This window comes from Labrys wisconsinensis, assembly GCF_030814995.1.
GTDB lineage: Bacteria > Pseudomonadota > Alphaproteobacteria > Rhizobiales > Labraceae > Labrys > Labrys wisconsinensis.
In genome coordinates, this window is record NZ_JAUSVX010000039.1 from 1 (window position 1) to 13,415 (window position 13,415).

A 13,415-nucleotide genomic window follows, 5' to 3' on the forward strand; every position below is an offset into this window, starting at 1 on the left:
GGTCGCCCTCTCGCAGTTGCGCTTCTCTTCGCTCGCTGTGACCAGCTCACGGCGGGACTCTCACCCGCAAGAGTGCGCCCATGCTGGGCGCACAAAAGAAAAGGGAGCCCGGCGGACCGGACTCCCCTCTTGTCTGAACCGACCGGCAGGCCGGTCCGTCTGGACTCTCGACGGACCGGCGGACCGGCCCGTCCGCCGGCTCATTCCGCCGCGGGCAGCGCCTCGGCTTCCGGCTGGGCCGCCGGCACGGCGGCCTCGGTCTGCCGCTGCTGCAGGATCAGGTCGTCGCGATGCTTGGCGATCGCCCGGATGCGGGCGATCTGGGCACCGGTGCCGGCCGGGATCAGGCGGCCGACGATGACGTTCTCCTTCAGGCCCTCCAGGGCGTCCGACTTGCCGTTGACCGAGGCTTCGGTCAGCACGCGCGTCGTCTCCTGGAACGAAGCGGCCGAAATGAAGGAGCGGGTCTGCAGCGAGGCCTTGGTGATGCCGAGCAGAACCGGATGGCCCGTGGCGGGCTTCCTGCTCTCCTCGAGCGCCTTGGCGTTGGCCTCGTCGAACTCCACCTTGTCGACCTGCTCGCTCGGCAGGAACTCGGTGTCGCCGGCGTCGACGATCTCGATCTTCTGCAGCATCTGGCGGACGATCACCTCGATGTGCTTGTCGTTGATCTGCACGCCCTGCAGCCGGTAGACCTCCTGGATCTCGTTGACGAGGTAGGCGGCAAGCTCCTCCACGCCCTTGATCGCCAGGATGTCGTGCGGCGCCGGATTGCCGTCGACGATGAAGTCTCCCTTCTCCACGACGTCGCCGTCCTGGAGATGGATGTGCTTGCCCTTCGGGATCAGGTACTCCACCGGCTCCTGATCGGCCTCGTGCGGCTGGATCGTCAGGCGGCGCTTGTTCTTGTAGTCCTTGCCGAACTGCACCGTGCCGGTGATCTCGGCGATGATCGCCGCGTCCTTCGGCCGCCGCGCCTCGAACAGCTCCGCCACGCGCGGCAGACCGCCCGTGATGTCGCGCGTCTTGGCGCTCTCCATCGGGATACGGGCGATGACGTCGCCCGCCGTGACCTTGGAGCCCGGATCGACCGAGATGACCGCTTCGGCCGCCAGGAAGTAGCGGGCATCGCCGCCGCGCGACAGCTTCAGCATCTTGCCGTCGCCGCCCTTGAGCGTCAGGGCCGGACGCAGGTCGGCCGAGCGGTTGGACGTCCGCCAGTCGGTGACGACGCGCTTGGTGATGCCGGTCGACTCGTCGGCCGTCTCCGACAGCGACACGCCGTCCACCAGGTCCTCATAGGCGATGACGCCGTCGAGCTCGGTGATGATCGGGCGGGTGTAGGGGTCCCATTCGGCCATGCGCTGGCCGCGCTTGACCTTGTCGCCGTCGTCGACGCGCAGGCGCGAGCCGTAGGGCACGCGGTTCACCGAACGCTCGGAACCGTCATGGTCGAGGATGACGATGGCGAGGTTGCGCGCCATGGCGATCAGCACGCCTTCCGAGTTGCGGACGACGCTGCGGTTGCGGATCTTGATCGTGCCCTCGAAGGTGGCTTCGATATGGCTCTGCTCGTTGATCTGCGCCGCGCCGCCGATGTGGAAGGTGCGCATGGTGAGCTGGGTGCCCGGCTCGCCGATCGACTGGGCCGCGATGACGCCGACGGCCTCGCCCATGTTGACGCGCGTGCCGCGCGCCAGGTCGCGACCGTAGCAGGTGGCGCAGACGCCGTTCTTGGTCTCGCAGGTAAGCACCGACCGGATCTTGACCTCCTGGATGCCGGCGGCGGTGATCTGGTCGACCATCTTCTCGACGATCATCTCGCCTCTCGGCACGATCACCGCCCCGGTCTGCGGGTCGGTGATGTTCTCGGCCGCGGTGCGGCCGAGGATGCGCACGCCGAGCGAGGCCACGATCTGGCCCGCATCGATGATGGCGCGCACGCGGATGCCATGCTCCGAGTTGCAGTCGACCTCGGAGATGATGGCGTCCTGCGCCACGTCGACGAGACGGCGGGTGAGATAACCCGAGTTCGCCGTCTTCAAGGCGGTGTCGGCCAGGCCCTTGCGGGCGCCGTGGGTCGAGTTGAAGTACTCGAGCACGGTCAGGCCTTCCTTGAAGTTGGAGATGATCGGGCTCTCGATGATCTCGCCGGACGGCTTGGCCATCAGGCCGCGCATGGCGCCGAGCTGGCGCATCTGGGCCGGCGAACCGCGGGCCGAGGAGTGCGCCATCATGTAGATGGAGTTGATCGGCTTGTCGCGGCCGTTGTCGTCCTTCTTCACGGCCGAGATGCGGCTCATCATCTCCGCGGCCAGGCGGTCCGAGCACTTGGCCCAGGCGTCGACGACCTTGTTGTACTTCTCGCCCTGGGTGATCAGGCCGTCATTGTACTGCTGCTCGTAGTCCTTGGCGAGCGCGTCGGTCTCGGCAACGATCTTCCACTTGTTGTCGGGCACGACGATGTCGTCCTTGCCGAAGGAGATACCGGCACGGAAGGCGTTGGAGAAGCCGAGCGTCATGATGCGGTCGCAGAAGATGACCGCCTCCTTCTGCCCGACATTGCGGTAGACGACGTCGATCAGCGCCGAGATGGCCTTCTTGGTCATCAGGTTGTTGGCGGCGTCGAAGGGCACCTTCGGGCTCTTGGGCAGGAGCTGGGCGAGCTTCACGCGGCCGGGGGTCGTGTCGTAGATCTTCGACACGGCCTCGCCGTTCTCGTCCAGGCCCTTCCAGCGCCACTTGATCTTGGAGTGCAGCGTCACGGCCTTGGACTCGAGCGCATGCTCGAGCTCGCCGATATCGCCGAACACCATGCCCTGGCCGGGCTCGCCGTCCGACATCAGCGTCACGTAGTAGAGGCCGAGCACGACGTCCTGCGAGGGCACGATGATCGGCTGACCATTGGCCGGATGCAGGATGTTGTTGGTCGACATCATCAGGACGCGCGCTTCCAGCTGCGCCTCCAGCGACAGCGGCACGTGCACGGCCATCTGGTCGCCGTCGAAGTCGGCGTTGAAGGCGGTGCAGACCAGCGGATGCAGCTGGATCGCCTTGCCCTCGATCAGCACCGGCTCGAAGGCCTGGATGCCGAGGCGGTGCAGCGTCGGGGCACGGTTGAGCAGCACGGGGTGCTCGCGGATCACCTCGTCGAGGATGTCCCAGACCTCGGGCTTCTCCTTCTCCACCAGCTTCTTGGCCTGCTTCACCGTGGCCGAGAAGCCCTTGGCGTCGAGGCGCGAATAGATGAAGGGCTTGAACAGCTCCAGCGCCATCTTCTTGGGCAGGCCGCACTGGTGCAGCTTCAGCTCCGGGCCGACGACGATGACCGAGCGGCCGGAATAGTCGACGCGCTTGCCGAGCAGGTTCTGGCGGAAGCGGCCCTGCTTGCCCTTGAGCATGTCGGAGAGCGACTTCAGCGGCCGCTTGTTGGCGCCGGTGATGACGCGCCCGCGGCGGCCGTTGTCGAACAGCGCGTCGACGGCCTCCTGCAGCATGCGCTTCTCGTTGCGGATGATGATATCAGGCGCGCGCAGCTCGATCAGCCGCTTCAGGCGGTTGTTGCGGTTGATGACGCGGCGATAGAGATCGTTGAGATCGGACGTGGCGAAGCGGCCGCCGTCCAGCGGGACGAGCGGACGCAGATCCGGCGGGATCACCGGCACGGCGGTCAGGATCATCCACTCCGGTTTGTTGCCCGAGTTGATGAAGGCCTCGATGATCTTGAGGCGCTTGGCCAGCTTCTTGGGCTTCAGCTCCGTCGTCGCCTCGGCGATCTCGACCCGCAGGTCGGCCGCGATCTTTTCGAGGTCCATGGCGCGCAGCATCTCGCGGATGGCCTCCGCGCCGATCATGGCGGTGAAGCTGTCCTCGCCATACTCGTCCTGGGCCCGCGCGTAATCATCCTCGGACAGGAGCTGACGCTCCTTCAGGGGGGTGAGGCCGGGCTCGATGACGACGTAGTACTCGAAATAGAGGATGCGCTCGAGGTCCTTGAGCGTCATGTCCATGAGGAGGCCGATGCGCGAGGGCAGCGACTTCAGGAACCAGATATGGGCGACGGGCGCGGCGAGCTCGATATGGCCCATGCGCTCGCGCCGCACGCGCGACAGCGTGACCTCGACGCCGCACTTCTCGCAGATGACGCCCTTGTACTTCATGCGCTTGTACTTGCCGCACAAGCACTCGTAGTCCTTGATCGGCCCGAAGATGCGCGCGCAGAACAGGCCGTCACGCTCCGGCTTGAACGTGCGGTAGTTGATGGTCTCGGGCTTCTTGATCTCGCCGTAGGACCACGACAAGATCTTCTCCGGCGACGCGATCGAGATCTTGATCTGATCGAAGGTCTGCGTCTGAACAACCGGATTGAAGAGATTCATGACCTCTTGGTTCATGGCCGTCTCCGGGTTTGCGACCGGCGGGGCCAAACACCCCTCCCGGCGCGGATGAAGAAAAGGATCGACCCGGAGCGGGCGAGCCGCTCCGGGTGGTCACGTCAGGTCAACGCTGGTCGTGCTGCCAAGGTTCTCACTCGGCGGCTTCCGCCGGCGGCAGCGCCTGGTCGGAGGCGCGCAGGCCGGTCAGCTCGACGTTGAGGCCGAGCGAGCGCATCTCCTTGACCAGCACGTTGAAGCTTTCGGGGATGCCCGCCTCGAACGTGTCGTCGCCGCGCACGATGGCCTCGTAGACCTTGGTGCGGCCGGCCACGTCGTCCGACTTGACCGTGAGCATCTCCTGCAGCGTGTAGGCCGCGCCATAGGCTTCCAGCGCCCAGACCTCCATTTCGCCGAAGCGCTGTCCGCCGAACTGCGCCTTGCCGCCCAGCGGCTGCTGGGTGACGAGCGAATAGGGGCCGATCGAACGGGCGTGGATCTTGTCGTCGACCAGGTGGTGCAGCTTCAGCATGTAGATATAGCCCACCGTCACCTTGCGGTCGAAGGCCTCGCCGTTGCGTCCGTCATAGAGCGTCACCTGGCCCGAGGCGTCGTGCCCGGCCATCTTCAGGAAGTCGACGATGTCGGCCTCCTTGGCGCCGTCGAACACGGGCGTCGCGATCGGCACGCCGCGGCGCAGGCTCGAGGCCATCTCGACGAGATCGCGATCGTTCATCGCGGCGATCTCCTCGTTCTCGCCGTAGATCTTGTCGAGCGTGCCCTTCAGCTTGTCGACGCCCTGGCCCTTGCGATAAACGGCGATCGCCTGATCGATCAGCTTGCCCAGGCCCGAAGCCGCCCAGCCCAGATGGGTCTCCAGGATCTGGCCGACATTCATGCGGCTCGGCACGCCGAGCGGGTTGAGCACGATGTCGACCGGGGTGCCGTCCTCCAGGAACGGCATGTCCTCGACCGGCATGATGCGCGAGACCACGCCCTTGTTGCCGTGCCGGCCGGCCATCTTGTCGCCCGGCTGGATCTTGCGCTTCACGGCGATGAAGACCTTGGCCATCTTCATCACGCCGGGCGGCAGCTCGTCGCCGCGCTGCAGCTTCTCGACCTTGTCGAGGAAGCGCTGCTCCAGCCGCTTCTTCGATTCGTCGTACTGCTTGCGCATGGCCTCGATCTCGCCCATCAGCGCATCGTCGGCGACGGCGAAGTTCCACCACTGCGAGCGGGAATAATCCTGCATCAGCTCGGCGGTGATCGCCGTCTCCTTCTTGAAGCCCTTGGGCCCGGCGATGCCGGTCCTGCCCGCGAGCATCTCGGTGAGGCGCGCATAGACGTTGCGGTCCAGGATCGCCTGCTCGTCGTCGCGGTCCTTGGCCAGGCGCTCGATCTCCTCGCGCTCGATCGCCTGGGCGCGCTCGTCCTTGTCGACGCCGTGGCGGTTGAACACGCGCACTTCGACCACCGTGCCGGTGACGCCCGGCGGCACGCGCAGCGAGGTGTCGCGCACGTCGGAGGCCTTCTCGCCGAAGATGGCGCGCAGGAGCTTCTCCTCCGGCGTCATCGGGCTCTCGCCCTTCGGCGTGATCTTGCCGCACAGGATGTCGCCGGCCTGGACCTCGGCGCCGATATAGACGATGCCGGCCTCGTCGAGGTTCTTCAGCGCCTCTTCCGACACGTTCGGAATGTCGCGCGTGATCTCCTCCGGTCCGAGCTTGGTGTCGCGGGCGGCGACCTCGAACTCCTCGATATGGATCGAGGTGAACACGTCCTCCTTGGCGATGTTCTCGCTGAGGAGGATCGAGTCCTCGAAGTTGTAGCCGTTCCACGGCATGAAGGCGACCAGCACGTTGCGGCCGAGCGCCAGCTCGCCGAGCTCGGTCGAGGGGCCGTCGGCGATGATGTCGCCCTTGCGGACGACGTCACCGACGCGCACCAGCGGCTTCTGCGTGATGCAGGTCGACTGGTTCGAGCGCTGGAACTTCATCAGCCGGTAGATGTCGACGCCCGACTTGGTCGGATCGAGATCCTCGGTGGCGCGGATGACGATACGGGTGGCGTCGACCTGGTCGATGATGCCGGTGCGGCGCGCGGCGATGGCCGCGCCGGAGTCGCGGGCGACGACCGCTTCCATGCCGGTGCCGACGAAGGGCGCGTCGGCGCGCACCAGCGGCACGGCCTGGCGCTGCATGTTGGCGCCCATCAGCGCGCGGTTGGCGTCGTCGTTCTCGATGAACGGGATCAGCGCCGCGGCGACGGAGACCAGCTGCTTGGGCGACACGTCCATGTAGTCGACGCGGTCGGGCGTGACCATCAGCACGTCACCGGCATGGCGGCAGGTGACGAACTCCTCGGTCAGGCGGCCGTCCTTGTCGATCGGCACGTTGGCCTGCGCGACATAGTATTTCTGCTCTTCCATCGCCGAGAGATAGACCACCTCGGGCGTGAGCTGGCCGTCGCGCAGGCGCCGGTACGGCGCCTCGATGAAGCCGTACTTGTTGACGCGCGCGAAGGTCGCCAGCGAGTTGATCAGACCGATGTTCGGGCCTTCCGGCGTCTCGATCGGGCAGATGCGGCCGTAATGGGTCGGGTGCACGTCGCGCACCTCGAAGCCGGCGCGCTCGCGCGTCAGGCCGCCCGGGCCGAGCGCCGACAGGCGGCGCTTGTGGGTGATCTCCGACAGCGGGTTGGTCTGGTCCATGAACTGGGAGAGCTGCGAGGAGCCGAAGAACTCGCGCACGGCGGCGGCCGCCGGCTTGGCGTTGATCAGGTCCTGCGGCATCACCGTGTCGACGTCGACCGAGGACATGCGCTCCTTGATGGCGCGCTCCATGCGCAGCAGGCCGACGCGGTACTGGTTCTCCATCAGCTCGCCGACCGAGCGCACCCGGCGGTTGCCGAGATGATCGATGTCGTCGATGTCGCCCTTGCCGTCGCGCAGGTCCACCAGCGTCTTGACGACGGCGATGATGTCCTCCTTGCGCAGGATGCGCACCGTGTCCTCGGCGTCGAGGTCGAGGCGCATGTTCATCTTGACGCGGCCGACCGCCGACAGGTCATAGCGCTCGGGGTCGAAGAACAGCGACTGGAACATCGCCTCGGCCGAATCGATGGTCGGCGGCTCGCCCGGACGCATGACGCGGTAGATGTCGAACAGCGCCTCCTCGCGGGTGGCGTTCTTGTCGACCGCGAGGGTGTTGCGGATATAGCCGCCGACCGTGATGTGGTCGATGTCGAGCACCGGCACCTCGTCGAAGCCGGCATCGGTGAGGATCTTGAGGTTCTTCTCGGTCAGCTCGTCGCCGGCCTCCAGATAGATCTCGCCGGTCTTGAGGTTGACGATGTCCTCGGAGACGTACTGGCCGATCAGGTCCTCATTGGCGACCTTGAGCGCCTTGAGGCCCTTCTCCGCCAGCTGCTTGGCGCTGCGCGCGGTCAGCTTGCCGCCGGCCTCCACCACCACCTCGCCGGTATCGGCGTCGACCAGGTCCACCGTGGGCTTGAAGCCCTTCATGCGGTTCCAGTCGTAGGGCACGCGCCAGCCGCCGCCGGCGCGGGTATAGGTGATCGACTTGTAGAAGGTCGACAGGATCTCCTCGCCGTCCATGCCGAGCGCGAACAGGAGCGAGCTCACCGGGATCTTGCGGCGGCGGTCGATGCGCGCGTGCACGATGTCCTTGGCGTCGAACTCGATGTCGAGCCAGGAGCCGCGATAGGGGATGATGCGGGCGGCGAACAGGAGCTTGCCCGAGGAATGGGTCTTGCCCTTGTCGTGGTCGAAGAACACGCCCGGCGAACGGTGCATCTGCGAGACGATGACGCGCTCGGTGCCGTTGACGATGAAGGTGCCGTTGGACGTCATGAGCGGCATGTCGCCCATGTAGACGTCCTGCTCCTTGATGTCCTTGACCGAGCGCGCGCCGGTCTCCTCGTCGACATCGAACACGATGAGGCGCAGCGTCACCTTGAGCGGGGCGGCAAAGGTCATGCCCCGCTGGCGGCACTCGTCCACGTCGTATTTCGGGCCTTCGAACTCGTAGTTGACGAATTCGAGCATGGCCTTGTTCGAGAAGTCCGAGATCGGGAACACCGACCGGAAGACGGCCTGCAGACCCTCTTCCGTCCGTCCGCCCTCGGGTTCCTCGACCTGCAGGAATTGGTCGTAGGACGCCTTCTGAACCTCGATGAGGTTCGGCATCGTCGCCACTTCACGGATCTTTCCGAAAAACCGGCGGACGCGCTTGCGGGCAGTGGTCGTCTGAGCCATGTCGCTCCTCGCTCAACCTGCAGGATGGGCTCCCGAGCGGCTCGGCGCCGCCACGGAAATCCTGCGCATTCGATCCATCGTCGGCGGATCTCCCGCCCCGACGGCAGATCCGAGAGCCGGCACGGCCAGGCGCTCGGATACGACGTCGCCGCGTTGGTCAAAACGCGGAAAGGCTCCGGGGCGAACCCCGGAGCCAGAACTCTCGAAGCGGGCTCGCTTACTTGAGCTCGGCCTTGGCGCCGACCTTCTCGAGCTGGGCCTTGAGCTTCTCGGCCTCGTCCTTGGCAATGCCTTCCTTCACGGGCTTGGGCGCACCTTCGACCAGGTCCTTGGCTTCCTTGAGGCCGAGGCCGGTGATCGCGCGGACCTCCTTGATGACCTCGATCTTCTTGTCGCCGACGGCGGCGAGGACGACGGTGAACTCGGTCTGCTCCTCGACCGGAGCGGCGGCGGCGCCACCACCACCCGGAGCGACGGCAACCGCCACGGCAGCCGCGGCGGACACGCCCCACTTCTCCTCGAGCAGCTTGGCGAGCTCGGCAGCCTCGAGCACGGTCAGGCTCGAGAGGTCGTCAACGATCTTGGCAAGATCAGCCATTGTCTTTCATCCTGTCTTTCGGTTCGTACCGGTTTGGGTTTGAACGGCCTTACGCCGCTTCGTCTCGTTTGGCATAGGCCCCGAACACGCGGGCGAGCTTGGCCGCCGGCGCAGTGGTGAGCTGGGCCAGCTTGGTCGCGGGAGCCTGGACAAGGCCCACGATCTTGGCACGCAGCTCATCCAGGGACGGCATGGTGGCGAGCGCCTTCACACCGTCCGAGTTCAGGGCGGTCTTGCCCATCGCGCCGCCGAGGATCACGAATTTCTCGTTGCCCTTGGCGAAATCGACGGCGACCTTCGGCGCCGCCACGGGATCGCTGCTGTAGGCCAGCAGCGTCGGCCCCTTGAGCAGGGGTGCGATCGTGGCGACATCCGTGCCATCGAGAGCGATCTTGGCGAGGCGGTTCTTGGCGACCTTCACGGTCGCGCCAGCCTGCTTCATCTCCTTGCGGAGCTTCTGCATCTGGGCGACGGTCAGGCCGGAATAGTGAGCCACCACGACGACGCCAGTGGTCTGGAAGACCTGCTGGAGGACGCCGATGAGCTCCTTCTTTTCCGCTCTTTCCACGTTGCTCTCTCCGGTTGCGGCTCATCCTCTATCGAATGAACCGCCCGTTGCACCTGCCGCCCCGGCGTACCGGCCTCAGCCGGCTCCGAAGCGACGTCGGAGTGCCTGTCCCCCGCCGCCGTCCCGAAGGGCGATGGCAGGTGCACGGATCGAACCAAATTCAATGCCCCCGCCGTGTCGGGCGGGCACCACAAACCGGTCTTCCCCGTCTGTGCAGGCCGGCCGAGCCGTCAACGCGACGGTCCCTTCGGATTAAGCGGGTTGCCCCGCGCCTGCAGTCTCGGACAGGACATGACCGGAACGGCGATAGGGTTGCCCCCTCGCCTTCCGGTCAGTCTTCCGCCCGGATTTCTCCGGACGGCCATTCGGACCCGACCGCCTGAGCGACCGAGTCGAGAACCCTAGAGTTCGAATGAGGGGCCGTACATAAGGCCTCGCGCGCCGTCTGCCAAGGGGAAAGTTGAGGATTTGTCAAGTTGATTGTGGAGGGCCGCCGCGAGGCGCCGCGACCTGCCGCCGCACCGCTCCTCGGCCGGGCAGGCCTGCGCTTCCCGCCACCCAGCCGTCAACAGACGAAAGGCCCCGCCGAAGCAGGGCCTTCCCAACCGTCCCGCCCGGCGCCGAGGCTCAGGCCCCGAGCACCGCCGACGGCTCGATCTTGACGCCCGGGCCCATGGTCGAGGAGATGGCGACGCGCTGGACATAGGTGCCCTTGGCGCCCGTGGGCTTGGCCTTGATCACAGCGTCGGCGAAGGCCTTGATGTTCTCGGCCAGCTTCTCGGCCGGGAACGAGGCCTTGCCGACGGCGCCGTGGACGATGCCAGCCTTCTCGACGCGGAACTCGACCGAGCCGCCCTTGGAGGCCTTGACCGCATTGGTGATGTCCATGGTCACGGTGCCGACCTTGGGGTTCGGCATCAGGCCGCGCGGGCCGAGCACCTTGCCGAGGCGGCCGACCAGCGGCATCATGTCGGGCGTGGCGATGCAGCGATCGAACTCGATCTTGCCTTCGGTCACGGTCTGGACCAGGTCCTCCGCGCCGACCACGTCGGCGCCGGCCGCCCTGGCCTCGTCGGCCTTGGCGCCGCGCGCGAACACGGCGACCCGCAGGGTCCGGCCGGAGCCGTTCGGCAGGTTGCAGACGCCGCGGACCATCTGGTCGGCATGGCGCGGGTCGACGCCGAGGTTCATGGCGATCTCGACGGTCTCGTCGAACTTGGCCTTGGCGCGGTCCTTGACGAGCTTCACCGCTTCGTCGAGGCCGTAGAGCTTGATGCGGTCGATGCCGTCCTTCGCCGCGCGAATACGCTTTCCGTCAGACATGCCGATCACCCAACAATCTCGAGGCCCATCGACTGGGCGGAACCCTTCACCATGGCCATGGCAGCCTCGACCGAATCGCAGTTCAGGTCGGGCAGCTTGGTGGTCGCGATCTCGCGGATCTGCGCGGTCGTGACCTTGCCCGCCTTGGCGCCCTTGCCGGGCGTCTGCGAGCCGGATTTGATGCCGGCCGCTTCCTTCAGGTAGAAGGAGATCGGCGGCAGCTTCATCTCGAAAGTGAAGGACCGGTCCTGATAGGCCGTGATGATCACGGGAATCGGGGTCCCCTTGACCATCTGCGCCGTCTTCGCGTTGAAGGCCTTGCAGAATTCCATGATGTTGAGGCCGCGCTGGCCGAGCGCGGGGCCGATCGGCGGCGAGGGGTTCGCGGAACCCGCCGGCACCTGCAGCTTGATATAGCCTGTGACTTTCTTCGCCATCAGTTGCTCCTTTGGCGGATCGCTCCGCCGGTTGGTGGCCGCCCCGCCCGCTCGGGGACGTGGAGGCCGGAGGACCGCGGTGCGATTCGGACCGGCGGCGATAAGCCCGGCCGTTTCTCCCGCGTTCGGTCAGTCCGAAAAGGTCAGACCTTCTCGACCTGCCCGTATTCCAGTTCGACCGGGGTCGCCCGGCCGAAGATCGAGACCGCCACCTTGAGGCGCGCCCGCGCCTCGTCGACTTCCTCGACCGTCCCGTTGAACGAGGCGAACGGGCCGTCCGCCACGCGCACCTGCTCGCCGATCTCGTAGGAGATCGACGGCTTCGGCCGCTCGACGCCGTCGGCGACCTGGCCCTTGATCCGCTCCGCCTCGCGATCGGGGATCGGCACCGGCTTGGCCTTGTCGGCCCCGAGGAAGCCCGTCACCTTCGGCGTGTTCTTGATGAGGTGGTGCACCTCATCGGTGAGCTCGCACTTCACCAGGACGTAGCCCGGGAAGAACTTGCGCTCGGTGTCGACCTTGCGGCCGCGGCGCACCTCGACGACCTTCTCGGTCGGCACCAGGATCTCGTCGAAATATTCGCTCAGGCCGCGCTGGGCGACCTGCTCGCGGATCGAGGCCGCGACCTTGTTCTCGAAGTTCGAATAGGCGTGAACGATGTACCAGCGCTTGGCCATGGTGGTGGACCCCTCAATGGCCGAGGCCGAGAAGCAGGCCGACGGCCTGCTTCAGGACGAAGTCCGAGATCATGAAGAAGATCGATGCGGCGATCGCGAAGACGAAGACCATCACTGCCGTCGTCACCGTCTCGCGCCGGGTCGGCCAGGTCACCTTCGATGTTTCGCTCCGCACCTGCTGCAGGAACTGGAACGGATTGGTCTTCGCCATCGTCTATCCGCCGTCACATTGCCGGAAGCCCGGCGCCATACCCCAAATCCGGGGATTTGGAAACAATGCAAAACCGAGGGAGCGGCGACGCCACATCCCCCGGCTCGGGATTCTCGCGAAAAAAGCGTGGACGCCTCGTTCGCCATGAACTGGCAGGGGCAGCAGGGCTCGAACCTACGACCTGCGGTTTTGGAGACCGCCGCTCTACCAACTGAGCTATACCCCTACGCGAAACGCGCCGCGCGGCGATTACATAGCGACACGGACGCGCCGACGCAACAGCGTTTGCGCTCGTTTCCCCAGCAGCGTCCCGCGGCTTCAGCCACGACGCGCTGCTTTGATTCCAAGGCCGGCTCGGGAGAACCTGCCGAGCCTCAGGCCGGCTGGACCTCGACGGCGGTGCCGTAGGCGAGCACCTCGGTGATCCCGTCCATGATCTCGTTGGCGTCGTAGCGCATGGCGATCACGGCGTTGGCGCCGACCTCCTCGGCGTGCCGGACGAGGAGGTCGTAGGCCTCCTGGCGGGCGGTCTCGGCCAGGTTGGTGTAGACGGAGATGTTGCCGCCGAACAGCGACTGGATCGCCCCGCCGATATTGCCGATGACGCTGCGCGAGCGCACCGTGATGCCGCGCACCACGCCGAAATGCCGGACGATGCGGTAGCCCGCGAGGTCGTTGGTGGTCACGACGATCATGACGCTTCCCCCAAAAGAAGATCGGCGTGGAGTGAACCACGCCGATCGGTCTTGCGCCAGGAGGGCCCCGCGATCACTCCGGAAATGATCGCTGCGCGGCTGCGCGCACGACGGTTGCTGCGCGATCGCGTGCACGACGGTTGCTGCGCAACCGCGTGGGGGTCACTCGATGATGGTCGCGACGACGCCGGCGCCGACGGTGCGGCCACCTTCGCGGATGGCGAAGCGCAGCTTCTCCTCCATGGCGATCGGCACGA

At 66.2% G+C, this 13,415-nt stretch carries 10 protein-coding genes and 1 tRNA gene; all 11 read right to left on the reverse strand.

The annotated features are described in order from the left end of the window. Positions 1-200 precede the first annotated feature (200 nt). On the reverse strand, positions 201-4,394 hold the full coding sequence (gene rpoC, locus QO011_RS42185; RefSeq protein ID WP_307286694.1) for a DNA-directed RNA polymerase subunit beta': 4,194 nt from the start codon (positions 4,392-4,394) through the stop codon (positions 201-203). Between the two features lie 133 nt (positions 4,395-4,527). Beyond that, complete coding sequence (gene rpoB, locus QO011_RS42190) at positions 4,528-8,649, reverse strand: DNA-directed RNA polymerase subunit beta (RefSeq protein ID WP_307286695.1); 4,122 nt, start codon at positions 8,647-8,649, stop codon at positions 4,528-4,530. A 217-nt stretch (positions 8,650-8,866) separates the two neighbouring features. Further along, complete coding sequence (gene rplL / locus QO011_RS42195) at positions 8,867-9,247, reverse strand: 50S ribosomal protein L7/L12 (protein ID WP_307286696.1); 381 nt, start codon at positions 9,245-9,247, stop codon at positions 8,867-8,869. Between the two features lie 49 nt (positions 9,248-9,296). Continuing rightward, positions 9,297-9,815 carry a 50S ribosomal protein L10 gene (gene rplJ, locus QO011_RS42200; protein ID WP_307286697.1) on the reverse strand — a complete coding sequence of 173 codons (519 nt, stop codon included), beginning with the start codon at positions 9,813-9,815 and terminating at the stop codon, positions 9,297-9,299. A gap of 627 nt (positions 9,816-10,442) precedes the next feature. Further along, on the reverse strand, positions 10,443-11,138 hold the full coding sequence (gene rplA, locus QO011_RS42205) for a 50S ribosomal protein L1 (RefSeq protein WP_307286698.1): 696 nt from the start codon (positions 11,136-11,138) through the stop codon (positions 10,443-10,445). A gap of 5 nt (positions 11,139-11,143) precedes the next feature. After that, positions 11,144-11,575, reverse strand: coding sequence for a 50S ribosomal protein L11 (rplK, locus tag QO011_RS42210; protein ID WP_307286699.1), 432 nt, complete (start codon positions 11,573-11,575; stop codon positions 11,144-11,146). Between the two features lie 143 nt (positions 11,576-11,718). Beyond that, the gene (gene nusG / locus QO011_RS42215) at positions 11,719-12,252 is read right to left on the reverse strand and encodes a transcription termination/antitermination protein NusG (protein WP_307286700.1); all 534 of its coding nucleotides are present in this window, start codon (positions 12,250-12,252) and stop codon (positions 11,719-11,721) included. Positions 12,253-12,265: 13 nt separating this feature from the next. Next, positions 12,266-12,463 carry a preprotein translocase subunit SecE gene (gene secE, locus QO011_RS42220; protein WP_307286701.1) on the reverse strand — a complete coding sequence of 66 codons (198 nt, stop codon included), beginning with the start codon at positions 12,461-12,463 and terminating at the stop codon, positions 12,266-12,268. 150 nt (positions 12,464-12,613) lie between these two features. Continuing rightward, positions 12,614-12,689: transfer RNA gene (locus QO011_RS42225), tRNA-Trp, on the reverse strand. Positions 12,690-12,837: 148 nt separating this feature from the next. Beyond that, positions 12,838-13,158 (reverse strand): YbjQ family protein, encoded by a 321-nt coding sequence (locus QO011_RS42230; RefSeq protein ID WP_307286702.1) that lies wholly within the window; start codon positions 13,156-13,158, stop codon positions 12,838-12,840. A gap of 162 nt (positions 13,159-13,320) precedes the next feature. Next, positions 13,321-13,415 (reverse strand): EF-Tu C-terminal domain-related protein (locus QO011_RS42235; RefSeq protein WP_494628441.1); only part of this gene is annotated, 95 nt, incomplete at its 5' end.